This is a genomic window from Ruegeria sp. P8 (assembly GCF_056534665.1).
Map to the genome: position 1 here is coordinate 23,491 of NZ_JBQERC010000008.1, position 24,578 is coordinate 48,068.

Sequence of the window (24,578 nt, forward strand, 5' to 3'; positions counted from 1 at the left end):
GGCCCGCTCCGGCAGGCAAATATGCGGTGCACCCTATGCATCGAAGGGGCCGGAAAGCTGTCGGAATTCTGGCTGATCTTCCGTTTAATCGGCGAACAGGTAGTCCAGCCGCATCACCGCGCTGGCCTTTTCTTCGTCCACCCCTAGAAATTCGGATATGACAGCTACGTTTTCGGCGCGCTGGGCGGTTTCCCGCAGTCGCAGGTAATTGTCCAAACCGGCGGCGCGGATTTGTTGGGACTCGTAACTCAGATCGTTGCGAAGTGTCGGCAGCAGATGGGAAACAGTCTCGACCGGGCTGTTGTCCCCCGCCAAGCCGACGCGGCGCGCATGTCCGATCAGGTATTCGTCCGAATATTCGCATTCGATCTCAAGCACATGGGTTTTGGCCTGATCACCGCTGAAATCCTGAACTACGTCCAGATTGGCCGGGTCGAGGCACAGAACCAACTGGTTTGATCCGAAACTTTCGAAAAGCATTCGTACAACGGCCCGCCGATGGCGCGAGCGCTTGGTCAGCGTCGTTTCAATACCGCCCAGATCAGGCAGTTGAGTTTCCTCTTCGTTAAACAGGTATTCGACGCAGGGGATATCTGTTTCAGACGCGATCTGATCGACCAGCCTTTTGGCGACATGCCACTTCTTGCACACGATCACAAACAGCTCTCGGTCGGGGCCCAGAACACTTCCGGCCTCCCAGAAACGTTGCCCGAACCGGCGCCCGATGCGCCCCCGGCCGGCCAGAAACGCATACAGACTGCGCCCCTCGTTCGAGATGGAAAAATCGATGCCCTCACTCGCGTAAAGTGAGCCGAGACGCTCTTTCAGTTCATGCGCCTCTGGGCTGATCTTGCGGGCAAACAAATAGTCCTGACCCAGAAGCATGTCATAGTGATCGTTGTAGAACGTGACGGGCATTCCATAATCCGAAAACATCAGGAATGTCGGTGTACGGTTTTCGATTTCACCCTTCGGGATCAGATGGCGTACCAGCGTTTGAAAGAAGGTTTCATCGGGTATCCAGGTAGTCGCAAAAAACCGGATCACGTCCCTGCGCTGTCGCAGGAAGTCCAGAATCATCTCGACCGTTCGGCGGCGCAGACACCACCATTGGCTGCCTATCATAACCTGAAGGTCTTCGGGAATTCGCCGCGTCAGCCCGAAACGCTTCTGCGTTTCATAGGCAGCGTAGAATAGTTTCGGCTGGGTGCGTTCATTGAAATAATGGCGATAGATTAGCCGGTCTTCTTTCATGCCGGTCTTGATCCAGTCGCTTTCGAAAAAGTCGTGGCTTTCAATGAAATCCTTGTCGTGATTATCCAGAAACCGATGGGTGTATTCTGCCGTTTTGATCGCCATGCAATCACCGGACAGCATGTAAAAATGCGTGGCGCGTGGGAAGGTTTCGACAGCAGCCTGCAAGGCGTTCAGCGTGGCCTGCACCAGCGACCACTCTCCCCAGCCGCATTTGATGCGCCTTTTTGCAAAGGTCACGTTCGGATTTTGATCCAGCGCGGAACGGATGCGCCCGTAAGCTTCGGGGCTGGCGCTGGCGTCAAAGTGGATCGCCATGCAATCGCCCGCAGCAGTCAGCTGTTCAGCCTGTGCAATGATCGCATCAGGGTCCTTATGGCACAACAATATATAGGCAATCTTAGCCATCGAGGTTAGGTAATTTCCGTTTCTGCCCGGTTTCAACCGTGATACTGAGGATGAGCGATTGAATAAACAGAATAATTTTGGTTCCTTGTTATCAAAAGCTGGCATATCGGTTTGAGACCAGACCAGCGTAGGAGGCACAGCAGATGGGTTTTCCCGGTACCTGGATGACCGAGAGCGAAAGCATGGTGTACCGCGTCGTGCCCAAATGCGCCTGCTCGACCATTGGGCAGATCATGTATTATTCGGATCACGGCCAGTTCTTTGACGGTGACATCCATGACGCGAAGGATGGTATGCACAAATGGGCCTTTGATCAGAGCCAGGATCTGATTTCCAAAAATGTGCGCGATCATGCCTCGTATTCCTTTACCTGTGTGCGCAACCCATACACGCGTATTCTGAGCTCGTTTTTCGACAAGATCTGCGGGATCCAGCGCAACGGCAAACGGTATCGTGGCAATCTGGTGCCGACGCTGATCTACAATTACGGGATCGAGGTGGGCGGTGACGATGGCAAGGGAGAGTTTGACCAAATCGCCAGCTTTCGCCGGTTCCTGCTGTTTGCGCGGGATACCATCCGCTGGCGACGCCCGATGGACCCGGACATTCACTGGTCGGCCATGTCTGGTCACGTGTCGACCTTCATCGTGAACGGTGGCCGTTATGATCGGATTTTCTGGACCGAAGCGTTCAACGACGGGATGCAGGGTGTCTTGGACAATACCAAGCTGAAGCACTCTATTTCGCTGTCCGAAATACCCCGGTTCAACGAATCCGAAGGCCATGGCCCCAAGCGCGCACATCCGGTCGAGGATTATTTCGACGACCTGTCGATGCATCTGGTCTATGAGATCTACAAGCAGGATTTCGAGTTGTTCAAATACGATTTCGAAAACCCGGCCAACAAGATGCCGATCGGCGAAATCGATCTGGACGAAATTCACGCCAAGCTGGGCGATTGATCTTAAGGCTGGATGCCTCGTCCTCTGTCAACGTTTCGTGCGAAACACCTGCTCTGGTTGGCCCGAGAGCGCCTGTGCATGATCGGCTTACCGGTCTGCCGCGTCAGCAGACCGGTAATGTGTCAGTTTAGACTTGGCGTACGGCACCTTTTGCCGCGCTGGTGGTCAGCTTGGCATAGGCCTTCAGCGCGGTAGACACCTTGCGTTTGCGCGGCGCAGCAGGCACCCAGCCTTTTACGTCCTGTGCTTCGCGCCGGGCGGCAAGCTCTTCATCTGACACGGCCAGATTGATCGAGCGGTTGGGGATGTCGATTTCAATCGTGTCGCCATTCTGGACCAGGCCAATCTCTCCGCCTTCAGCCGCCTCGGGCGAGACATGGCCGATCGACAGACCGGATGTTCCGCCCGAAAACCGCCCGTCGGTTAGCAGGGCGCAGGCTTTGCCCAGACCCTTCGATTTCAGATAGGATGTCGGGTACAGCATTTCCTGCATCCCCGGACCGCCACGCGGGCCTTCATAGCGGATCACCACCACGTCGCCCTCTTTCACCTTGCCAGTGAGAATATCGCTGACTGCCTGATCCTGGCTTTCGCACACGTAAGCCGAGCCAGTGAATTGCAGGATATTGGCATCCACACCAGCGGTTTTCACGATGCAGCCGTCGCGGGCGATGTTACCGAACAGAACCGCCAGACCACCGTCCTGACTGAACGCGTGTTCCTTGGACCGGATCACGCCGCCCTTGCGATCAGTGTCCAGTTCCTTGAACCGGTTCGACTGGCTGAACGCCTGTGTGGTGCGCACACCGCCGGGGGCGGCCTTGAACAGTTCCTGTGCCTTGGGGTTGTTGGCGATGGTGATGTCCCAGTTGGCAATCGCCTCTCCCATCGTGGCCGAATGCACGGTGCTGCATTCGTTGTGCAGCAGGCCCGCACGGCTGAGCTCACCCAGGATCGAGAAGATACCACCGGCACGGTGGACGTCTTCCATATGCACATTTTCGGTGTTGGGCGCGACTTTGCAGAGGCAGGGAACACGACGGCTGAGGCGGTCCATATCGGCCATGGTGAAGTCAACTTCACCCTCATGCGCGATGGCCAGCAGGTGCAGCACCGTGTTGGTCGATCCACCCATGGCGATATCAAGGCTCATGGCATTTTCGAACGCATCAAAGGTGGCAATCTCACGGGGCAGAAAGCCTTTTTCATCCAGATCGTAATGGCGCTTGGTAATCTCGACGATCCTGCGGCCGGCTTCAAGGAACAGTTCTTTGCGGTCTGCGTGCGTCGCCAGAGTCGAGCCGTTACCCGGCAGGGCCAGACCCAGCGCCTCGGCCAGACAATTCATCGAATTCGCGGTGAACATGCCCGAACATGAACCACATGTGGGGCAGGCGTTTTCTTCGATGTGCTGAACCTGTTCGTCGGTGAACTTGTCGTTCGCAGCGGCCACCATAGCGTCCACAAGGTCAATCTTCTTGGCTTCCAGATCGGCGATGTCGATCTTGCCCGCTTCCATCGGACCGCCTGAGACGAAAATGGCCGGGATGTTCAGACGCATGGCGGCCATCAGCATGCCGGGAGTGATCTTGTCGCAGTTCGAAATGCAGACCATAGCGTCCGCACAATGGGCGTTGACCATATATTCGACCGAATCCGCGATCACTTCGCGTGAGGGCAGCGAATACAGCATCCCGTCATGGCCCATGGCGATACCGTCATCCACGGCGATCGTGTTGAACTCTTTCGCCACGCCACCTGCGGCTTCGACCTCGCGCGCGACCATCTGGCCCAGGTCCTTCAGATGCACGTGACCCGGCACAAACTGGGTGAATGAGTTGACGATGGCGATGATCGGTTTGCCGAAATCGTCGTCACCCATACCTGTGGCCCGCCAAAGGCCACGTGCGCCAGCCATGTTGCGGCCATGGGTAGAGGTTCTGGATCGGTACATTGGCATGATGCTGTTTTCCCTGTTGCCTCGGGTTGCATAATTCGGGGTTCGTACGTTATAGCGCACGTAGCACATGTGCGTTATAACGTACAAGGTAAATCGCAGGGCGCGGGTATGGCTATGGACGACATTACGCTGAAATTACGGGATGTGCGGACAGCTTCGGGGTTGAGCCTGTCCAAAGTCGCCGAGATGACCGGGGTCAGCAAAGCCATGCTTGGCCAGATTGAGCGCGGCGAATCGAGCCCAACGATCGCCACGCTTTGGAAAATCGCCAAGGGTTTTCAAATACCGCTCAGCGGGCTGATCGACACGACGCTGGGCGATCCATCGGTCTTTCAGACCGTAACCTTTCCCGGCAGTATCGAGGTCAAGATCGTCTTTCCCTTCGATCCCGCACTGGGTGCCGAAACCTTTCACGTGAACCTTGACGCAAACCAAAGCCACGAATCCCCGGCTCATGCCGCCGGGGTGACCGAGGAAGTGTTTGTCCTCAGCGGTACTTTGGAAATCCTGCGTGGCGAGGAATGGGTTCCCTTGCAGGCCGGGCAGGGGTTGCGCTTTGCTGCGGACCTGCCGCACGGATATCGCGCCGGTTCGCAGGGGGCTGCGTTTCTGAATATGCATCACTACGCCCAACACACAGAAACTCCTGAAATTGGTAAGGCACCTTCATGACTGCCATTTTTGACACTCTTACCATCGTGGATGCCATCGGCTCATTCGGGGCGCTGATCGTGGTGGCCGCGTATTTCGCGACGCAGATGCGGATGATGAATTCCGATGATCTGGCCTTTCCGGTGATCAACCTGCTGGGGTCTGTCCTGATCGTCTTTTCGCTGCTTGAGAATTTCAATCTGGCCTCGATGCTGATCGAAGGCTTCTGGATTGTGATCAGCATCATCGGCATCATCCAGCATTTACGCCTGCGCAAGGCGCGATAAATCCAGAGGTTCACAAGCGCTAGCGCTATCCAGCCTTGAACGCCCATGCCACGGGGTATAGGGAAACCCCAAGCTCGCTTAGGGGAGGCTTTGATGCAGGACGATCCGAAAACCCTCGTATCCACCGAATGGTTGGCCGCGCATATGAAAGACCCGGATCTGCGGATTCTGGACGGGTCGTGGTATTTGCCCGCGCAAAACCGTGATGCCAAGGCCGAATATGATGCCGGGCATATCCCCGGAGCACGGTTCTTCGATATTGATGAGATATCAGATCACCGTTCCGACCTGCCTCATATGGCGCCACCGGTCGAAAAATTCATGTCACGCCTGCGGGCCATGGGTGTCGGTGATGGTCATCAGGTTGTGGTTTATGATGGTGCCGGGTTGATGTCCGCAGCGCGCGTTTGGTGGCTGTTCCGTCTGATGGGGCAGGAAAACATCGCGGTTCTGGATGGGGGTTTGCCAAAATGGCAGGCCGAGGGGCGCGAGATCGAGGATCTGCCTCCGGTCATTCGCGACCGCCACATGACTGTTCGCGTGCAAAACCAGCTTGTCCGCGATGTCACGCAAGTTTCCGCCGCCGCCAAACTGGCAGATCACGAAATTATCGATGCCCGCTCGGCCGACCGGTTTGCCGGAACCGCACCCGAGCCGCGCGAAGGGCTGCGTTCGGGCCACATTCCGGGCTCGCGCAATGTGCCCTTTGGGCAGTTGTTGAACGCCAATGGAACAATGAAGTCGCCCGAGGACTGCCGCGCCATATTCGAGGCTGCAGGCGTCGATCTGTCTAAACCGGCTATCACCTCTTGCGGTTCAGGTGTCACGGCCGCCATTCTCAGCCTTGCGTTGGAACGCATGGGCAAGAAAGACCACTCGCTTTATGACGGCTCCTGGGCTGAATGGGGTGCCTTCCCGACCCTGCCCGTCGCAACCGGAGAGAACTGATGTTCGAGAACCTGAAACCGCAGCCCGCCGACAAGATTCTGGCGCTGATGCAGATGTACCGCGAAGACCCGCGTGATCAGAAGATCGATCTGGGTGTTGGTGTCTACAAGAATGCCGAAGGCGTGACGCCGGTGATGCGCGCGGTGAAAGCCGCCGAACAGCGCATCTGGGAAGAACAGGAAACCAAGGCCTATACCGGTCTGGCCGGTGATCCGGCTTATGCGGATGTGATGATCGGTTTGATTTTGGGTACTTCGGTGCCGCGTGGCAACATCGCCACAGTGGCGACACCCGGAGGCACCGGCGCCTGTCGTCAGGCGTTCGAGTTGATCCGGATGGCGAACCCTTCGGCACGTGTGTTTGTGTCGAACCCGACCTGGCCCAACCATCTGTCGATCCTGAATTACCTGGGGATGGAAACCGTTCAGTATCGTTACTTCGATGAAGAGACCCGGGGCGTCGATTTCGATGGGATGATCGCAGACCTGAAAACCGCCAAAGCGGGTGACGTGGTTTTGCTGCATGGCTGCTGCCACAATCCGACCGGTGCCAATCTGAACATGGTGCAATGGCAGGAGGTTGTGAACCTGATCAATGCACTGGGCCTCGTTGCGATGATCGACATTGCCTATCAGGGTTTTGGTGACGGTCTGGAAGAGGATGCGCAAGGCGTGCGGCTGGTGGCCTCATCGGTAAAGGAATGTCTGATTGCGGCGTCATGTTCCAAAAACTTCGGCGTCTATCGCGAGCGCACCGGGTTGCTGATGGCCGTCAGTGACAACGCGGCTGAAACGGCGTTGAATCAGGCCACGCTGGCGTTTTTGAATCGCCAGAACTACTCCTTCCCGCCGGACCACGGCGCGCGCGTGGTGACAACCATTCTTATGGATGAGGCGTTGCGGGCAGACTGGGCAACTGAACTGGAAGAGGTTCGCCTGTCCATGCTGGGCCTGCGCCAGCAATTGGCTGACGAGTTGCAGCGTCTGGCCGGATCCGACCGGTTTGGGTTCATCGCCCAGCACCGGGGCATGTTCTCACGCCTTGGGGCGGCACCGGAACTGGTCGAGAAACTGCGCGTTGAACACGGTATCTACATGGTCGGCGACAGTCGCCTGAACATTGCCGGGCTGAACGCAGCGACTGTGCCGATTTTGGCCAAAGCAATTGTGGATGTCGGGGTTTAAACGCCGACGCGACATTCGAAACGGAAACCCGGGCGCGAACGCCCGGGTTTTTTTGTCAGGTGGCGGCAAGGCTTAGCCTTTCGAGAATTCGGGGTATGCTTCCATTCCCAGTTCCGCCATGTCGAGGCCGTTGATCTCATCCTCTTCGCTGACACGGATGCCGACGGTGGATTTCAGGATCGTCCACAGGATCAATGCGCCGACAAAGGTGAAAACGCCGTATGCAGCGATGCCCAGAAGCTGCGCGCCCAGGCTTGCGTCACCGTAGAAGACGACGGCAATGGTGCCCCAGATGCCACAGAACAGGTGGACCGGGATGGCACCGACAACATCATCGATCTTGAACTTGTCCAGCATCGGGACCGCGAAGACCACGATAATACCACCCACGGCACCGATCCACAGGGCACCGAACAGGGTTGGGGCCAGCGGTTCGGCCGTGATCGAGACCAGACCCGCCAGCGCGCCGTTCAGCACCATCGTCAGGTCGGGCTTCCTGTACAGAACCTGAGTCAGGATCAGCGCTGCAACCGAGCCCGAAGCAGCCGCCATGTTGGTGTTGGCAAAGATGCGTGACACGTCCGATACATCGCCCACGGTTCCCATCGCCAACTGCGAGCCGCCGTTGAATCCGAACCAACCCAGCCACAGGATGAACGTTCCCAGGGTCGCCAGCGCCAGGTTAGAGCCGGGCATCGGGTGAACTTTGCCATCTTTGTACTTGCCGATCCGCGGGCCCAGGATAAGGGCCCCTGCCAGCGCAGCCCAGCCACCGACCGAGTGTACGATGGTCGAACCGGCAAAGTCCGCGAAGCCCTTGGCATCCAGCCAGCCGCCGCCCCATTTCCATGAACCGGAAATCGGGTACATGATGCCTGTCAGCACGATGACGAAGATCAGAAAGGGCCAAAGCTTGATCCGTTCCGCCACGGCGCCGGAAACGATGGATGCGGTCGCGGCCACGAACACAAGCTGGAAGAAGAAGTCTGAACCGACCGAAGCATAGTCCAGTGCCGCATCCGCCGGCGCAACACCAACCGCATCAAGCGTTGTGGTCGAGAAGAACGGGCCAAGCCAGCCCGTGATGGACCAACCGTCGCCGGGATACATCAGGTTGAACCCGATCAGCCAGTACATGATTGCGGCAAATGAAAACAATGCCACGTTCTTGATCATCTGCATGGCAACGTTCTTGGATCGTACCAGACCGCCTTCCAGCATGGCGAAACCTGCGGCCATGAAGAAAACAAGAAAGCCCGCCATCAGAAACAGCAGCGTGGTAAAGATATACTGGGTGTGCTGTGCCGCTTCGCCGGTTGCGGCGGCCTCTTGCGCAAGACCCATCTGCGGCAGCGCAACAATGGCGGCGGCAGGGATGAGAGATTTCATCAGGTTCATTGTCAGTCCTCGAATGATTGTGAGTGGGCGCACTTACAGCGCGTCCTCGTTGGTTTCCCCGGTACGCACACGCATCGCCTGTTCGACATCGAGGACAAAAATCTTGCCGTCACCGATCTTGCCGGTTTTGGCGGTTTTGGTGATGGTCTCGACGATCTGGTCGGCCATTGTCGCAGGCACCACGATCTCAAGCTTGATCTTGGGCACGAAGTTCACCGCATATTCGGCACCACGATAGATTTCGGTGTGACCGGACTGCGAGCCGAAGCCCTTGATCTCGGTTACCATCATGCCGCGCACGCCAGCCTCGGTCAGTGCTTCGCGCACCTCCTCCAGCTTGAACGGCTTGATTGTCGCAATGATCAGTTTCACGTCTTTCCCCTCTGATTGTCCGGTGGGACCGGCTTGTTTGCACCTGCAGAAAAAAAGCGCGCCGCGGCGCAGTAAGAAACGCTTTCGGGGCCAAAACCTGTCGGAAAATAATGCGAAGTTGCACAATTTTTGCACAACACAGTCGTTGCGACTAATAATTGAGCACTATAGAGAGGGGAAATTCCGGAAATTCGGACCTCTACATACTGCGGTTGTCGAGGTATGGTGACCAAAAAGTATAACCGGGCAGAGTTTGAGCATGACTGAGTCCAAGCGCCGCAAGCCGACATTGGTCGCGGATAGACGGTACCCTTCAAAGGGCCGAAAACCGGCGGCGACCAAAAGCGCGGCGGGCAAGAAATCGACGGCGCGCAAAACGGCCACGCGCAAAACCACACGCAGGAAAACCCGCAAGTCATCAGGGGGCAAAGGCGGGGGTATCTTTCGTCGCTTGTTCCGATGGATCTGGCGGCTGATCTGGGGCTTGACCTGGCGTGTCGGTGCGGTTTCGGCCATGCTGCTCGCGCTGGCGGTGGGTATCGTTTACGCAACCTTGCCGGATGTGGATGCCTTGCTGGATGGGCGTGCGCGGGGGTCCGTGACCTTGCTGGATCGTGACGGCAAGGTCTTTGCCTGGCGTGGTGATCAGTTTGGTGGCGTGATCACGGCCGATACCGTGTCTCCGCATCTGAAAAACGCGGTTGTCGCGACCGAAGACAAACGATTTTACCGGCATTTCGGGGTCAGCCCGCGTGGTGTCGCCAGCGCGGTCAGCATCAACCTGAAAGAAGGCCGCGGGCCTTTGTCCGGGCATGGCGGATCGACGATCACGCAACAGACCGCGAAACTGCTGTGTCTGGGTGTTCCCTATGATCCCAGCGATTGGGATTCCGAGGCCGCGTATGAGGCCGACTGCCGTCAGGGTTCCTTGTGGCGCAAGGCCAAGGAGGCTGTCTATGCGCTGGCAATGGAGGTGAAATACTCCAAGGACGAGGTCCTGACGATCTACCTGAACCGCGCTTTTCTTGGCGCAGGCGCGCGTGGGTTCGAAGCCGCAAGCCAGCGCTACTTTGGAAAATCTGCCGCCGAGGTTTCGCCCGCAGAGGCCGCGATGCTGGCTGGTCTGCTGGTTGCGCCTACACGCTATGCACCGACCAACAACCTGCAACGGTCTCAGGATCGGGCGCGGCTGGTGATCGGTCTGATGGAGGATCAGGGATATCTGACCGCCGCACAAGCCAGCGAAGCGCGTACGCGCCCGGCGCAACTGTCTGAAGCTGCAGCTGCCCGAGCAGGAGGCTATTTCGCAGATTGGGTTGTTTCGGAACTTCCCAGTTATTTTGGCGACAACACAACCGAAGATGTTGTGATTCAGACGACTTTGGATCAGCGGATTCAGCGATCGGCGGAAGAGGCTTTGCAATTCATCTTTCAGGAAAAGGTGCGCGAAGGCTCCAAGGCGCAGGCGGCCATCGTGGTCATGTCCGCGGACGGCGCGGTAAGGGCGATGGTCGGCGGCCGAGAAACACGGGTTGCCGGGGTGTTTAACCGGGCCACCATCGCCAAGCGCCAAACTGGTTCGTCCTTCAAACCTTTTGTCTACGCTACCGCGCTGGAACTCGGCTATTCCCCGCTGGATACGGTAATGGATGAACCTTACTGCGTGGACATTCCCGGGTCCGGTCAATGGTGCCCCAAGAACTATACCAACAAGTATTACGGGCGCGTGTCACTGGCGGATGCGTTGAAGAACTCGCTGAACATTCCGGCGGTGAAAGTTGCCGAGATTTCGGGCTTGGATAACGTCCGCACCGTGGCCAGTGGCTTTGGGATTGCCAGCGATCTGGCGCAAGGTCCGGCCTTGGCGCTGGGTGCGTCGGAAAGCACGCTGATTGAGATGACGGGGGCTTATGCAGGTATTCTGAACGGCGGCTCTGCCGTTGAACCTTATGGCCTGACCGAGCTGAAGCTGCTGGGGGATGAAGCACCTGTCATGGTCACGACGACAGGTATTGGTGAGAGGGTCGTTAATGAGACGGCAGCCAAACAGTTGACCTGGATGATGGAACGTGTGGTGTCCGAGGGCACAGGTGGACGGGCCAAGTTGCCCGGCTGGCAGGTGGCGGGCAAGACCGGAACGACCCAGGCCGCGCGCGACGCGTGGTTCATCGGGTTCACGGCGGATTATGTGACCGGGGTCTGGATGGGGTATGATGACAACACGCCCTTGTCCGGCGTGACCGGTGGTGGCTTACCGGCCGAGATCTGGAAAGAAACCATGCTGCGCGTGACCGAGGGGATGACGCCCACCCCGTTGCCGATGATGGCGCCGGAACCTCCGGTGCAAACGGCGCAGCCGCAGCAACAACGGCGTAAGAAACAAACCGGGTTGGATCGGGCGATCAACAACCTGCTGAACAACATCTTCGGGAATTGACCGGCCAAAAAAAAAGGCGGTGCGCCGGGCACCGCCTTTGCAATTGAATTTGGGTCGGATCAGAGGCTTTCGTCGAGGGCCGCCAGAATGGCGTCGCCCATTTCGCTGGTCGAGACGGGCTGAACGCCCTCATCCGCAAGCAGGTCGCCGGTGCGAACGCCGTCGGCCAGAACCTTCTCGATCGCAGCTTCCAGCCGATCCGCTTCCTCGCCCTGATCAAAGCTGTAGCGCAGAGCCATCGCAAAGCTGAGGATGCAGGCGATCGGGTTGGCTTTGCCCTGACCCGCGATATCGGGGGCAGACCCGTGTACGGGCTCGTACATTGCTTTGGGGCGTCCATTGGCCATCGGCGCGCCCAGCGACGCCGACGGCAGCATGCCCAGAGAGCCGGTCAGCATCGCGGCGCAGTCGGACAGGATGTCACCGAACAGGTTGTCGGTCAGGATCACGTCGAACTGTTTCGGCGCACGCACCAGCTGCATGGCACCGTTGTCGGCGTACATATGGCTCAGCTCAACTTCGGGGTAGTCAGCGGAAACGCGGTTGACCACTTCGCGCCACAGAATGCCCGATTCCATCACGTTGGCTTTTTCCATCGAGCACAGCTTTTTGTTCCGGCGCATCGCCAGTTCAAAGGCCGAACGCGCGGCGCGTTCAATCTCGGATTCGGTGTAACGCTGGGTGTTGATGCCGACGCGTTCATTGCCTTCCTCGAAGATACCGCGTGGTTCACCGAAATAAACGCCCGAGGTCAGTTCGCGCACGATCATGATATCCAGACCCGCAACGATGTCTTTCTTCAGCGACGAGAAATCAGCCAGCGCGTCAAAGCACTGGGCCGGGCGCAAGTTCGAATACAAGTCCATTTCCTTGCGCAGGCGCAGCAGGCCGCGCTCGGGCTTCAGGCTGAAATCCAGATCGTCGTATTTTGGGCCGCCGACAGCGCCCAATAGAACCGCGTCGACCTCTTGCGCCTTGGCCATCGTCTCATCGGACAGAGGCTTGCCGTGGGCATCATAGGCGGCACCGCCGACCAGATCCTCGCTCACGTCAAATTGAAGACCGCGATTGGCGCCGAACCAATTGATGATTCTGCGCACTTCGGCCATGACTTCCGGGCCAATTCCGTCTCCGGGCAGGATAAGGAGCGAAGGGTTGGACATGAAGGGTCTCCTTGCGTTTTGTTGCACAGGGCCTAGCGTCTGCGTTGCATCGGGTCAATGAGACGAACCTGCCAAAACAGAAGGAAAACACATGCTGACACCTGGAAATCCGGTTCCTGCGCTGAAAATCGAAACTGTTGCCCATGGCAGGTTCGATCTTGAGGCGGACAAGGGCGAAAACGGGACGCTGGTTATTCAATATCGCGGGCTGCATTGCCCGATCTGCATCAGGCAGATGACCGAGGCCGAGGCGGCGCTGGACGATTTCGCGGCGCTGGGTGTCGAGGTTATCATGATCACCACCGATACCGCCGAACGTGCCGCTGAAACCGCCGCAAAAGCCAATGTTTCCCGCCTGCGTGTAGGCCACAGCCTGCCCCTGTCTGAGGCACGGGAGGGTTGGGGGCTGAACATCTCGACCAGGCGCGAAGGCAGTGCCGAACCAGACCTGTTTGCGGAACCCGGACATTTTTACATCGCACCTGACCGGACGCTTTATTTTGGGTGGCAGCAGACCACGCCTTTTGGACGTCCGTCGATGTCGGATATCGCGGGTGGTCTGAAGTTCACTTTGGGCAATAACTACCCGGTGCGCGGAACGTATACGGGTCCTCTTTGATCCTCAGAGGCTGGCCTTGAGCCCTTCTGCCAGCAAATCCCAGACCCTGCGGATACGTGGGGTCTGGCGCATGGCCTGCGGCGCAGCCAACCACACGGGCAGAACCGGGATTTCAACATCCAGCGGCAAGATTTCGACATCCGGGTCGGCTTCGGCCATCTGGACCTGACTGAAGCCAATGCCGCATCCCGCGCGGACCAGTTCCCAATAGGCGCTTTGCAGATCGCAGCGGGTCGCAAAACTGTTGCGGCTTGCCGGCCATCCTTTTTCGCGCATGGCCTTGATGATTTCCTGATTGGCGTCAAACCCCACAAGGTCGTGGGAAAAAAGTTCCTCGGGTGTCTTGGGGCGTCCCTTACGGTCGAGATAGGACCTGGCCGCGCAGAAGCATAACGGCACCTCACCCAGATAACGCGAAATGATATCCATTTGCGCGGGGCGATACATGCGAACGGCAATATCTGCCTCGCGGTACAACAGGTTTTCCGTGGTGTCGGTGGCGACCAGCTCAAGTTGAATGGCGGGTTCCTGCCTTCGGATATTCGCCAGAATCGGAGGCAGCAGATGATGCGACGCGAAGACCGAAGCGGTGATGCGGACCGAGCCTTCAAGCTGTTGCGACTGCCCTGCGGCGGCAAGGCTGAAGGCAGTCATGGCGCTGTGCATTTGCTGCGCCATTGGCAAGAGTTGGGAACCTGCCACGCTCAGTTTCAGGCCACGCGCGTGCCGGTCGAACAAGGATACGCCCAGTTCGGTCTCAAGGCTTTGTACTTGCCGCCCCAATGTGGGTTGGCTGCGATCAAGGTGCCGAGCAGCGGCAGACAGGGATCCTGTTTCGGCCACGGCCAGAAAGCTTTGGATCAGAGACCAATCCGCATGTGTCAGTGCTTTATCCATTCATAATTGAATACACATTCTACATTTCCCGGCAATTCCATACGTGCATTGAATGGATAGATTGGTCTGAAACAGGAGGCATCAATGACACAAACTGCTCTGATACTCGGCGCGTCGGGCCGGTTTGGGCGTAATGCTGCAAAAGCGTTTCGGAATGCGGGTTGGACCGTGCAGACATTCCGTCGCGGGTCCGATTCACTTTCCCAGGCGGCAAAAGGGGTGGATGTCATCGTAAATGGGTGGAACCCGCTCTATCCTGATTGGTCGCGTGAAATGCCCGACCTGACCAGACGCGTGATAGACGCCGCATCCGAGACCGGAGCCACCGTACTGGTTCCCGGAAACGTCTACGTTTTTGGAGCGGACACGCAAGGCCCATGGTCCGGCCTTACACCGCACTTGGCCACCAATCCGCTTGGCCGTATCCGGATTGAAATGGAGGAGGCGTATCGCGCTTCAACCGTCAGAACGATCCTTCTGCGTGCGGGTGATTTCATTGACACTGAGGCATCTGGAAACTGGTTCGATCAGGTCATGATCAAGCATCTGTCGCGCAATCAATTCGTGTATCCCGGAGATCCAGAAGCTCTGCACGCCTGGGCCTATCTGCCTGATCTGGCCCAAGCTGCCGTAGCGCTATGTGAAATCCGAAAGGATCTGCCGCGGTTCTGCGATGTTCCTTTTGCTGGCTACACCCTGACCGGAGCTGAGATCGCGCAGTCTCTGACGAGAGTGACCGGGCGGGACATATCCGTGAAGCCTATGCAATGGTGGCCATTGCAGCTGGCGCGACCATTCTGGCGCATGTCCTCACACCTGATTGAAATGCGGTACCTGTGGCAGGTGCCACATCAGTTGGACGGATCGTACCTGACCGAGTTGCTGGGTTCCGTGTATCAGACAGATCTGGATGATGCATTGCGTTCTGCGATCTCACCCAGCCTTGTGGCTTTACCCTATGCGAACGGAGAGTCGGTCACGCCTTAAGGCAGGGTGACGTCAATCCAGACCAATCGGTGCCTGCTGGCGCGCAGGGCGGATTCGTACAGCTTGGTGCCTTCTTCCGGCCACGTTATACCGGCATCCGAAATGCGCAGGTCGGCCGACGGCAGCACATAATCCACGCGCATTTCACCCGTGGCCTTCCACACGACCGTTGAGGTCGAACCTGACGGGTCTTTCGGCAGCGGGTCTTGCAAACGCGGATGGGCCAGAAGGGACTGAATGGCCTGTTTACGGCCCTCTCCACGCGTTGGGTCAAGGTTGGCATCGCCGGCGATTACGAAGGGACCTTCGGGAACTGGCCCCAGTTCACCGTTCAGTAAAACGGACCAGAGCCGGATCTCATCCTGGTTGCGCAATCCGTTTCGATCCTCGGGCCCATCGAAAACGGGTGGCGCGGCATGAAAGGTCATGAGATTGAGCCGCCCATAAGGGGTTTTGATCGGTACAACCCAATGCGCGGTCGAAGACAGGCGTTGTATCTGATGTGCCGCGTCAGACGGGAAGGGGTGCCCGTTTACGCCGGGCAGGGTAGCGCCCGGTAAACTCCGCCACAACAGCTCGGAATAATCCTGAACCTCAGCGGTGATGATTTCATATCGCGACAACACCGCCAGCCCACCTTGACCTGTGAATTGCCCCCAGCCTTGGGCGTCGCCGGGGCCTTGGGTCTTGCCATCACCGTCCAGATCAAGCGAGGTTTCCAGCCCGGCATTGGGTTGTGTGGCAAGGTAATATCCGTAATCAAGCCCCGCGTTGCGCAGTTTCCTGGTCAGGGCGATTACAGCGGTATTGTTCAGGTCCCAGTCGATACCCTGAAGGGCGATTATGTCAGGGCGCGCCGACGCGATAACGTCGACAACGGCCAGAACCTGCGCGTCATCGCGTTGAATGTCGCGAAGCAGTAGGCCAGGACCTTTTTCGCTGAGCTCGGTATTATAGGTGGCGATACGCACGACCTCTGCCTGTGCCGCAAAGGGCAGCAATAGCAGACATAGGGTGCGGATCATGCGGCCTGTGTTGACTCGCTGGTCGAATAAGCGCGGCGTTTTTCCATGATCAAGCCCGCGATCCTAAGGGTCGCCATGCCGCGCATGATCATGCTGGCGGGCAGGAAGGCCCATGCGCTCATGGTCCAGATCAACGTCTGTGGGTTCCCGAGAGAGATCGGGGCGATCACACTGCTCATCAACTTGATGATCGCCGGAATGAGGAATGGCAGCAGAATGCCGATACAGATGTTAAGTCGGCCATCCCTTTGAAGGCGCGTAACGACATCGCCCCCTTTGGTCGGGTCAAACAGCGGCAGGTTTGTCCACACATTGAAGGCGCCATTTCCGGTTGGCCATCCCCGAACCCTGACCGCATAGGCAAAGCTGACAATCGTGGCCAAAGCCGCGACATAAGCCACGCTGGCCGTGATGCGAACCAGTTCGATCAGGGCGTGGCCGGCATCCGGGGGCAACATCAACACGATGAGGCGCACCGGAGAATAGGGGAAGTCCACCACATTTGCGACAGCCAAACCAACCGAATAAGAGAACGTGGTCAACTGCGTTGGTTCAAAAGCGTTTTTGCAGATCAGCGTCAGAAAGGTGACCATCGACATCAGGCCGACAAACCGAAGGCGATTGACCGGGGGCGCGTCGCGGAATTCGATAAAGCTGGGAAAGGCGGAATTGTATTCGGCAAAGGTCAGGATAAACGCGAGGATCGCGAGAAAGACCAGTATCTCGGTCCCGTTCGTAGATGAGACAGGCAGGTACAACGCAGGTGTCAGCACCAAAAGTGCAACAAGTATACCGCGTATCGCCGCCCCTGTTGTGCGCGCAATCACTATCCGAACCCTTTTTCAAACCGGATCAGCCGATCTTTGTCGACTTGTTTCCAACTTGTGCCCGTCGCTTCGTCTGACGTTGACGGATGCCTCTTTAGCGCCAACATGAACGATAAGCGGCATTTTGCTCAAGCCGAGGTGCAGAAAACACGGGATTTCGGGCAAAAAGATGGCGCAACTGGTGCGGTATTGCATCATTTTCGACGCAAATCCGACGTGTATCTCAAATTGATACCCACATGTTGTGGTTTGCGAAAAATCAACCCCAAGAATGCGAGCGGGGCCGCCTTGGCGACCCCGTCAGGTTGAGTATCCACAGATTCGTCCCCAGAATCACACCCAGGGACGGGCCTGACTGGCGTGATCCTCGAACTTGTCGATGTGATGATCTTTTTCCATCGTTAGCCCGATATCATCCAGACCATTCAGCAGGCAGTGCTTGCGGTGAGGATCGATTTCGAAATCGATCACGACGCCGTCCGATGTGGTGATCTGCTGGTCTTCCAGATGTACGGTCATGCGGGCGTTTTCGCCTTTGTGCGCATCATCCATCAGGATCGCGTGGTGTTCTGCCCCGACAACGATCGGCAGAATGCCGTTCTTGAAACAGTTGTTGAAGAAGATGTCGGCAAAACTGGTCGAGATCACGACCTTGATGCCGAAATCCTTGATCGCCCAGGGCGCGTGTTCGCGTGAGGACCCACAGCCGAAGTTGTCGCCTGCAACCAGAATCTCGGCCTCGCGATAGGCAGGCTTGTTCAGGATGAATTCTTCATTCTCCTGACCGTTATCGTGATAGCGCATCTCGTCGAACAGAACGACACCCAGGCCGGACCGTTTGATTGTTTTCAGGTGCACTTTCGGGATGATCATATCGGTGTCGATATTGATCAGCGGCATTGGGGCGGCCACCCCGTGGACTTTTTCAAACTTATCCATGTTCACACTCCTGCGGGAGAGGGCCGCGCCCAGACCCCGCGTTAAGCTTGTTTCGTTTCTTTTGGTGCGTCCTTGACGAAGAACGCCATGAAGACAAGGCCGAGCCCGTTAAAGATCATCTCGATCCCCAGCAGGATGCCCAGCAATTGCAGCAGCACCGAAGGATCCATCGCGGCAAAGCGCCAGATCAGGATCGCCAGAACAATCGACATGATGCCCGAGACCAGCGTCGCCCAGAAATACTGTGTTCCGCGCATCTGGAACGACAGGATCACGCGGGCAATGCCGCCAGCCATGAACAGGATCAGGCAGACGGTCGCCAGTGTCAGCGTTCCTTGCAGTGGGTGATCCAGAAAGGACCAGCCCAGAAACAGCATCACGACACCCATGATAAGTGACAGTATCTTGTTGCCGGCCCCCTCGACGGTGAAGCCGCCGACAACCTGCAATGCGCCCGAAATCAGCAGCAATACACCTGTGACCACCGTCACGGTAATTGATGCCACGACCGGTGCGCCCAGCACAAAGATGCCGAACACGATGGACAGAAGTCCAAGCAATAGCCATTTTGTCCAGTCACTCATGTCTTCAATCCCTCAAATATCCAGTTATGAGGGCAGCTTACATCATTTCACGAACGTCTGTCAGCCGTCCTGTAATTGCCGCTGCGGCGGCCATTGCCGGGCTTAGCAGGTGGGTGCGCCCACCCCGGCCCTGACGGCCTTCGAAGTTGCGGTTCGAAGTCGCGGCGCAGCGTTCACCCGGTTGCAACTGGTCGGGATTCATCGCCAGACACATCGAACATCCTGCCAGACGCCATTCGAAACCGGCTTCTTTGAAGATATCCGCCAGACCTTCTTCTTCGGCCTGTGCGCGGACCAGACCCGAGCCCGGAACGACCATGGCGCGTATGCCATCCTTGATCTTTTTGCCTTTCAGAATCTCGGCGGCGGCCCGCAGGTCCTCGATCCGGCCGTTGGTGCACGAACCGATAAAGACGGTGTCGATCTCAACTTCGCTCAGCTTCTGGCCGGCTTTCAGCCCCATGTATTCGATGGAGCGGCGGGCCGCGTCGACTTTGCCACCTTCGAAATCTTCGGGGTTCGGGACGGTTGCGGTGATCGGCAGAACGTCCTCGGGGCTGGTGCCCCAGGTCACGACCGGCGCGATGTCTTCGCCGCGCAGGGTGATGACCTTGTCGAAATGCGCGCCTTTATCAGTAAAGAGCGTTTTCCACCATGTCAGAGCCGCTTCCCACTGCGCGCCTTTCGGCGCGTGCGGGCGGCCTTTGACATATTCGAACGTTGTTTCATCCGGCGCGATCAGACCGGCACGAGCCCCGCCTTCAATCGCCATGTTGCAGACGGTCATGCGACCTTCCATTGACAGATCACGGATTGCTTCGCCGCAATACTCGATGACATAGCCGGTACCGCCAGCGGTGCCGGTCTCACCGATCACAGCCAGAGTAATGTCCTTGGCGGTCACGCCCGGTTGCAACTTGCCGGTGATTTCCACCTTCATGTTCTTGGACTTCTTCTGGATCAGCGTTTGCGTGGCCAGAACATGCTCAACCTCGGACGTACCGATGCCGTGGGCCAGCGCGCCGAATGCACCGTGGGTCGCTGTGTGGCTGTCGCCGCAGACAACGGTCATACCCGGCAGGGTCCAACCCTGTTCCGGGCCAACGATGTGGACAATGCCCTGGCGCACGTCATTTACCGGGTAGTAGTGAATGCCGAAATCCTTGGCGTTCTTGTCCAGCGCCTCGACCTGAATGCGTGATTCCGGGTTTTCGATCCCATTCACGCGGTCCGGTGTGGTCGGCACGTTGTGGTCCGGTACAGCGATGGTTTTTTCCGGCGCGCGCACTTTACGGCCTGCCATGCGCAGCCCTTCAAATGCCTGCGGGCTGGTGACTTCGTGCACCAAATGGCGGTCGATATAAAGCAGGCAGGTTCCATCATCGGCTTCGTGCGCGACATGGGCATCCCAGATCTTGTCATAGAGTGTCTTGGGGGACATCGGTCCTCTCCCGTATGTAATGAGAAATAGCTGGCGAGTTGGCTCAGGCGACGGATAGGCGCGCCAGAACCGTGCGGGCAGCGCCAAAGAACCGTTCACGCAAGCGCGCGCGATCTTCCAGATTCTGAAGTTGGGCCACATTGAGTCTCATGCGGATCAGATATACCGCGCCCTTCCGGCAATCAAGGTTCAAAACCAGTGTCAGGCTTGCATCGCCCTGCATTGCTGTCCAAGCTGGCCCCGCAGGAGACGTGCATGAACCAAGACCTGATCCCAAGTACGCTGACCGACCTCTATAACAACATGGTTGCGGCTTTTTCCGCGCAATTCGAGAGGCTGCTTGATCTGATCGTCACGCCGGGCTGGCGACAATACCAATTGCTCATCATCCTGTTGCTGTGGGCGCTGGCTTTGCTGCTGAAATTCCTGACCCAGTCTAGATGGGATGCCTGGGCTCGTTCACGCACGGGATGGCCGAAATGGCGGCTGCGGGTTCTGGTGCAGCTGATGCGGCGGTTGGCGCTGGTCTACTTCATTCTGCTTTCGTGGGCATTGTATCTGACCATGCAGCAGCTCACCTGGCCGTCGCGCAGCTATATCATAGGGGTGATAGCTACGTTGGCGGCGGCGTGGCTGGCGATAGCACTGGTCGCGAGACTGGTCCAAAACCGCACGCTTCGCAGGATATTCAAATGGGCAATGTGGATCTACGCAACGCTTGTCGCGCTGAATCTGACGGATGATGTCGCGGGTTTTCTTGATGGTGTCGCGATTTCCATTGGGGACCTGCATATTTCGGCTCTTGGGATTCTCAAGGCAACTTTGCTGATTGGCATCCTGCTGACACTGGCCCGTATCGGCACGCGCGCAGCCGAACGCGCATTGCAAAGCAATGACGACATAACCCCGTCCATGCAGGTGCTGCTGTCAAAAGGCATACAGGTTCTGCTTTACGGGGCAGTCTTTATAGCTGCGATCCGAACGTTGGGGTTCGATCTGACCGGCATCGCGCTTTTGTCTGGCGCCATCGGCGTGGGTATCGGGTTCGGTTTGCAAAAAGTGGTGTCGAACCTGATATCGGGGATCATCATCCTGATGGACCGCTCGATCAAGCCGGGCGATGTGATCTCGTTGGGGGATACGTTCGGTTGGATCAATGCGCTTGGCGCGCGATACGTGTCTGTCGTAACGCGGGACGGGCGCGAGTACCTGATACCAAACGAAGATCTGATTACCAACCAGGTGGTGAACTGGTCGCATTCCGACCGGTTCGTGAGATTGGATCTGGATTTTGGTACCAGCTATGACGACGATCCGCATAAAGTGCGCGCAACCGCAATCAGGGCGGTGAAGGCGGTTGCCCGGGTCCTGAGCGGCGGCAAACATGAACCGGTTTGCCACATCACCGGGTTTGGTGACAGCAGCGTGGACTATGTGCTGAGGTTCTGGATCAGCGACCCGACAAAGGGGCTGACCAATATCCGGGGCAATGTCTATCTGGCGCTTTGGGACGCATTCAAGGAAGAAGGTATCTCGATCCCCTTCCCGCAGCGCGAAATCCGGTTGCTGCCAGACGGCGCAACTGCGCAACAGATCATTACAGAGTAAGCGCCTGTGTGCGCCCTGCAGCGTGCATTCATTGAAATGTTGCATTCCCCTTGCTACCTTATTAGTACCCCGGCGCCGGGGTTTCACGGCGCGCAGCAAAGGAGGACTATGTCCTGTCTCTACATACACAGGCGGGTTTGCCCGCCGATGATGGGGTCAACATAATGGCCCACTCTCAGTCAATCAGCGACAAGCTGCTTGAACGAATCCTTTCCTCACTTTCCGATGACAAGGCCGAAGACGTCGTGCAGATCAACCTGCAGGGCAAATCATCGGTTGCGGATCACATGGTGATTGCCTCGGGTCGGTCGACCCGTCAGGTTTCGGCCATGGCGGAAAAGCTGACGGATCGCATCAAGCAGGAATTCGGTTTCACCTCGAAGGTCGAAGGCAAGGACACCGGCGACTGGGTGCTGATCGATACGGGCGACGTCATCGTCCATATCTTCCGCCCCGAAGTGCGTGAATTCTATCAGCTGGAAAAGATGTGGCTGCCTCAGGGCGGCAGCGCCTCGGCGAACTGAGGCGCCATCCCGGCCTGCATTAACAGGCCGGAGGCGAGAGAGATATGCGTATCAGCATAGTTGCGGTCGGGCGATTGCGCGCCGGACCCGAGAAGACACTGCTTGACGATTACCTGACCCGTTTTGACCGGACCGGCCGTGCGCTGGGCCTTGGGCCTGCGCAGGTGATCGAGGTTGAAGACAAGAAAAACGCAGGCATGGCAGCCGAGGCCGCGCTGCTGCGCAAGGCCCTACCCAAAGGGGCAGTGTTGTGCACGCTGGATGAACGGGGGCGGGTCATGTCCTCGCCCGATTTCGCGAAGAAGCTGGGTGATTGGCGCGACGCGGGCCGGCAGGACCTGGCATTTGTTATCGGTGGCGCGGATGGAATCGACCCAGTTCTGCGGGCCGAGGCGGATTTTTCCGTTTCATTCGGGTCAATGGTCTGGCCCCATATGCTGGTCCGTGTGATGCTGGCCGAGCAACTTTACCGGGCCGCGACCATTCTGTCAGGTGGCCCCTACCACCGGGTCTGACATGGCGCAGCTTCTGATCGTTTATCACTCCCGCACAGGCGGTGCCCGGCAGATGGCCGAAGCGGCGGCCGAAGCAGCGCGAGGTGAGGCTGACACAAAGCTTATTCCAGCCAATCAAGCCGGGCCGGAAGATCTGCTGGCTGCCGATGGCTACATCTTTTGCGCGCCAGAAAACCTGGCGGCAATTTCGGGTCTGATGAAGGAATTCTTCGACCGCTGCTACTACCCGGTGCTGGGAAAACTGGAAGGCCGACCCTATGCGCAGATGATTTGCGCAGGATCGGATGGCGAGAATGCCGCCCGTCAGATCGCACGGATAGCCACCGGTTGGCGATTGAAAGCTGTTCAGCCTCCGCTGATCATCTGTACTCATGCGCAAACGCCCGAGGCCATTTTGGCCGAAAAGACAATCCCGCAAGACCAACTGGATCAATGCCGCGAGACAGGAGCCGCTTTGGGTGCGGGTCTGGCCATGGGTATTTTCTGAGGGTCAATCCAGTTTGACCACTGTGGTGCCTTCATTCCATCCATCGACGATGCACCGTGCCTGAATTTGCACCTGTGTCATGCCATCGGGAATGACCACCCCGCCCAGAGAGCGGGTAAAGGGTTGTTCGGTTTCGTGAGGATGGAGCAGGACGCGCATTCCCAACTCGTTTCCATCCATATCCAGAACACGCCAGCCGTCGGCGTAATGATCCCAACCCGTATCGGGATGCCGGATCGTCACATCGAACCGCCATGTATCACCGTTTGCACTGGTGCGGACCTGTTCGATTGTTGGCGGGTCGGCAAGGGCAGGGCTGGCCAGTAAGGCGCAGAGAATCAAGTATCGCATCGCACCAGTGTAACCAGTGGAATAGCGCATCGGTATCACGTATCCGTGCTGGCGGCTCGGGCCATGAGTATTTCCCGGGAGTGTGAGGCGAACTCGCGCCGATACAAGACGCCAAACGTGACCGCTGTACCCAAAATGAGCGCGACAGGTCCAAGAAACCATGCCAACGACGCCAGTGCAAAATAAGTGGCGCGCAGACCACGGTTGAAGCTGCGCGCGGCGGTGACACAGATCTCAGCCGCCTGACCGACGCGGGGATAGGTTTGCGGGTCTTCGGGGTCATTGGGAACTGCAGCCATCAACACGGCGCAATATCCGAAAAGGCGGTGCGCCCAGACATATTTCAGAAATGCGTTGGCCAGCAGCAATACGACGAAAAGGATTTTGATCTCCCAGACCATTGCCGGGACACTGCCGATGGCGAGGTCGATTGCGACGCCTGCCAGCCTTTCGGTGTTGCCCAGCAAGGCCAGCCCGCCCCCGATGGCAATCATCGTGGTCGACGCGAAGAATGTACTGCCCTGCCGCATGGCCGCCACGACTTGCGCGTCGAACATGCGCGGTTGGCGGGTCACCATCTCGCGCATCCAGTCGCGCCGGTAATCGTCCATCATAAGGGCTACGGATTGCCTCTGCGGTGATGGATGTTCGATTTTCCACCCGATCCACAGCCACGCAACCAGCAGCAAAAGCAATGATGCGTGGTCTAGAGGGGCAAAAAGAGCGGCACGTTCGATCCAGGTCATGGCC

General features: G+C 57.8%; 26 protein-coding genes. 12 read left to right on the top strand and 14 right to left on the bottom strand.

What is annotated here, in order from left to right:
• Positions 1-84: 84 nt before the first annotated feature.
• Entirely contained in the window at positions 85-1,662 is a 1,578-nt protein-coding gene (locus ACR0BZ_RS11355) for a DUF5928 domain-containing protein (protein WP_480920229.1), read from the bottom strand.
• A gap of 143 nt (positions 1,663-1,805) precedes the next feature.
• Between ACR0BZ_RS11355 and ACR0BZ_RS11360 the strand changes: the two genes are divergently transcribed.
• On the top strand, positions 1,806-2,624 hold the full coding sequence (locus ACR0BZ_RS11360; RefSeq protein ID WP_267364226.1) for a sulfotransferase family protein: 819 nt from the start codon (positions 1,806-1,808) through the stop codon (positions 2,622-2,624).
• A 127-nt stretch (positions 2,625-2,751) separates the two neighbouring features.
• Here the strand turns inward: ACR0BZ_RS11360 and ilvD are convergent, their stop codons facing one another.
• Positions 2,752-4,584, bottom strand: a complete 1,833-nt coding sequence (gene ilvD, locus ACR0BZ_RS11365; protein ID WP_480488176.1) for a dihydroxy-acid dehydratase — start codon at positions 4,582-4,584, stop codon at positions 2,752-2,754.
• A 108-nt stretch (positions 4,585-4,692) separates the two neighbouring features.
• Here ilvD and ACR0BZ_RS11370 point away from each other — a divergent pair, with 108 nt between their 5' ends.
• The 4 genes from ACR0BZ_RS11370 to ACR0BZ_RS11385 all read left to right on the top strand — a co-directional run bounded on the left by ACR0BZ_RS11370 (position 4,693) and on the right by ACR0BZ_RS11385 (position 7,654).
• Complete coding sequence (locus ACR0BZ_RS11370) at positions 4,693-5,256, top strand: helix-turn-helix domain-containing protein (RefSeq protein WP_480773950.1); 564 nt, start codon at positions 4,693-4,695, stop codon at positions 5,254-5,256.
• Positions 5,253-5,522 (top strand): CBU_0592 family membrane protein, encoded by a 270-nt coding sequence (locus tag ACR0BZ_RS11375; protein WP_480773951.1) that lies wholly within the window; start codon positions 5,253-5,255, stop codon positions 5,520-5,522. Before ACR0BZ_RS11370 ends, ACR0BZ_RS11375 begins: the two co-directional genes overlap by 4 nt.
• A 93-nt stretch (positions 5,523-5,615) precedes the next feature.
• A complete protein-coding gene (sseA, locus tag ACR0BZ_RS11380) occupies positions 5,616-6,470 on the top strand; it encodes a 3-mercaptopyruvate sulfurtransferase (protein WP_480488175.1) in 855 nt (284 codons plus the stop codon).
• Positions 6,470-7,654 (top strand): amino acid aminotransferase, encoded by a 1,185-nt coding sequence (locus ACR0BZ_RS11385; RefSeq protein WP_480920230.1) that lies wholly within the window; start codon positions 6,470-6,472, stop codon positions 7,652-7,654. The genes sseA and ACR0BZ_RS11385 overlap by 1 nt, the downstream gene beginning before the upstream one ends.
• A gap of 72 nt (positions 7,655-7,726) precedes the next feature.
• Here the strand turns inward: ACR0BZ_RS11385 and ACR0BZ_RS11390 are convergent, their stop codons facing one another.
• Both ACR0BZ_RS11390 and ACR0BZ_RS11395 read right to left on the bottom strand, forming a co-directional pair.
• A complete protein-coding gene (locus tag ACR0BZ_RS11390) occupies positions 7,727-9,052 on the bottom strand; it encodes an ammonium transporter (RefSeq protein WP_480920231.1) in 1,326 nt (441 codons plus the stop codon).
• Positions 9,053-9,085: 33 nt separating this feature from the next.
• Entirely contained in the window at positions 9,086-9,424 is a 339-nt protein-coding gene (locus ACR0BZ_RS11395) for a P-II family nitrogen regulator (RefSeq protein WP_209507249.1), read from the bottom strand.
• 259 nt (positions 9,425-9,683) lie between these two features.
• Between ACR0BZ_RS11395 and ACR0BZ_RS11400 the strand changes: the two genes are divergently transcribed.
• Positions 9,684-11,861: a transglycosylase domain-containing protein gene (locus ACR0BZ_RS11400; protein ID WP_480920232.1), complete on the top strand. Its 2,178-nt coding sequence runs from the start codon at positions 9,684-9,686 to the stop codon at positions 11,859-11,861.
• 59 nt (positions 11,862-11,920) lie between these two features.
• Here ACR0BZ_RS11400 and leuB read toward each other — a convergent pair whose 3' ends face one another.
• A complete protein-coding gene (gene leuB / locus ACR0BZ_RS11405) occupies positions 11,921-13,024 on the bottom strand; it encodes a 3-isopropylmalate dehydrogenase (protein ID WP_480920233.1) in 1,104 nt (367 codons plus the stop codon).
• 91 nt (positions 13,025-13,115) lie between these two features.
• Between leuB and ACR0BZ_RS11410 the strand changes: the two genes are divergently transcribed.
• Positions 13,116-13,643, top strand: coding sequence for a redoxin domain-containing protein (locus ACR0BZ_RS11410; RefSeq protein ID WP_480920234.1), 528 nt, complete (start codon positions 13,116-13,118; stop codon positions 13,641-13,643).
• A gap of 3 nt (positions 13,644-13,646) precedes the next feature.
• On the opposite strand, the gene ACR0BZ_RS11415 is transcribed toward ACR0BZ_RS11410, so the two are convergent.
• Positions 13,647-14,540, bottom strand: a complete 894-nt coding sequence (locus tag ACR0BZ_RS11415) for a LysR family transcriptional regulator (RefSeq protein ID WP_480920235.1) — start codon at positions 14,538-14,540, stop codon at positions 13,647-13,649.
• A gap of 84 nt (positions 14,541-14,624) precedes the next feature.
• On the opposite strand from ACR0BZ_RS11415, the gene ACR0BZ_RS11420 reads away from it, so the two are divergent.
• A complete protein-coding gene (locus ACR0BZ_RS11420) occupies positions 14,625-15,527 on the top strand; it encodes a Rossmann-fold NAD(P)-binding domain-containing protein (protein ID WP_480920236.1) in 903 nt (300 codons plus the stop codon).
• Here ACR0BZ_RS11420 and ACR0BZ_RS11425 read toward each other — a convergent pair.
• The 6 genes from ACR0BZ_RS11425 to ACR0BZ_RS11450 form a co-directional block, all read right to left on the bottom strand.
• Positions 15,524-16,552, bottom strand: a complete 1,029-nt coding sequence (locus ACR0BZ_RS11425; RefSeq protein WP_480920237.1) for an endonuclease/exonuclease/phosphatase family protein — start codon at positions 16,550-16,552, stop codon at positions 15,524-15,526. The genes ACR0BZ_RS11420 and ACR0BZ_RS11425 overlap by 4 nt on opposite strands.
• Entirely contained in the window at positions 16,549-17,379 is an 831-nt protein-coding gene (locus ACR0BZ_RS11430; protein ID WP_480914375.1) for a hypothetical protein, read from the bottom strand. The genes ACR0BZ_RS11425 and ACR0BZ_RS11430 overlap by 4 nt, the downstream gene beginning before the upstream one ends.
• A gap of 333 nt (positions 17,380-17,712) precedes the next feature.
• Positions 17,713-18,318: a 3-isopropylmalate dehydratase small subunit gene (gene leuD, locus ACR0BZ_RS11435; RefSeq protein ID WP_480920238.1), complete on the bottom strand. Its 606-nt coding sequence runs from the start codon at positions 18,316-18,318 to the stop codon at positions 17,713-17,715.
• Between the two features lie 41 nt (positions 18,319-18,359).
• Positions 18,360-18,902, bottom strand: a complete 543-nt coding sequence (locus tag ACR0BZ_RS11440) for an HdeD family acid-resistance protein (RefSeq protein WP_480920239.1) — start codon at positions 18,900-18,902, stop codon at positions 18,360-18,362.
• A 37-nt stretch (positions 18,903-18,939) separates the two neighbouring features.
• Positions 18,940-20,343, bottom strand: a complete 1,404-nt coding sequence (gene leuC, locus ACR0BZ_RS11445) for a 3-isopropylmalate dehydratase large subunit (protein WP_480920240.1) — start codon at positions 20,341-20,343, stop codon at positions 18,940-18,942.
• 43 nt (positions 20,344-20,386) lie between these two features.
• Positions 20,387-20,482, bottom strand: coding sequence for an isopropylmalate isomerase (locus ACR0BZ_RS11450; protein ID WP_245220657.1), 96 nt, complete (start codon positions 20,480-20,482; stop codon positions 20,387-20,389).
• Positions 20,483-20,598: 116 nt separating this feature from the next.
• Here ACR0BZ_RS11450 and ACR0BZ_RS11455 point away from each other — a divergent pair, with 116 nt between their 5' ends.
• The 4 genes from ACR0BZ_RS11455 to ACR0BZ_RS11470 all read left to right on the top strand — a co-directional run bounded on the left by ACR0BZ_RS11455 (position 20,599) and on the right by ACR0BZ_RS11470 (position 23,477).
• Positions 20,599-21,951, top strand: coding sequence for a mechanosensitive ion channel family protein (locus ACR0BZ_RS11455; protein WP_480488168.1), 1,353 nt, complete (start codon positions 20,599-20,601; stop codon positions 21,949-21,951).
• Positions 21,952-22,115: 164 nt separating this feature from the next.
• Positions 22,116-22,475 carry a ribosome silencing factor gene (rsfS, locus tag ACR0BZ_RS11460; protein WP_209599225.1) on the top strand — a complete coding sequence of 120 codons (360 nt, stop codon included), beginning with the start codon at positions 22,116-22,118 and terminating at the stop codon, positions 22,473-22,475.
• A gap of 44 nt (positions 22,476-22,519) precedes the next feature.
• On the top strand, positions 22,520-22,990 hold the full coding sequence (gene rlmH / locus ACR0BZ_RS11465; RefSeq protein ID WP_480488167.1) for a 23S rRNA (pseudouridine(1915)-N(3))-methyltransferase RlmH: 471 nt from the start codon (positions 22,520-22,522) through the stop codon (positions 22,988-22,990).
• A gap of 1 nt (position 22,991) precedes the next feature.
• Positions 22,992-23,477 (top strand): flavodoxin family protein, encoded by a 486-nt coding sequence (locus ACR0BZ_RS11470; RefSeq protein ID WP_480920241.1) that lies wholly within the window; start codon positions 22,992-22,994, stop codon positions 23,475-23,477.
• 3 nt (positions 23,478-23,480) lie between these two features.
• Here ACR0BZ_RS11470 and ACR0BZ_RS11475 read toward each other — a convergent pair whose 3' ends face one another.
• Together ACR0BZ_RS11475 and ACR0BZ_RS11480 are read right to left on the bottom strand one after the other, a co-directional pair.
• The gene (locus tag ACR0BZ_RS11475; RefSeq protein WP_480623346.1) at positions 23,481-23,828 is read right to left on the bottom strand and encodes a hypothetical protein; all 348 of its coding nucleotides are present in this window, start codon (positions 23,826-23,828) and stop codon (positions 23,481-23,483) included.
• A gap of 35 nt (positions 23,829-23,863) precedes the next feature.
• Positions 23,864-24,574: a DUF599 domain-containing protein gene (locus ACR0BZ_RS11480; protein ID WP_480920242.1), complete on the bottom strand. Its 711-nt coding sequence runs from the start codon at positions 24,572-24,574 to the stop codon at positions 23,864-23,866.
• Between the last annotated feature and the right edge of the window lie 4 nt (positions 24,575-24,578).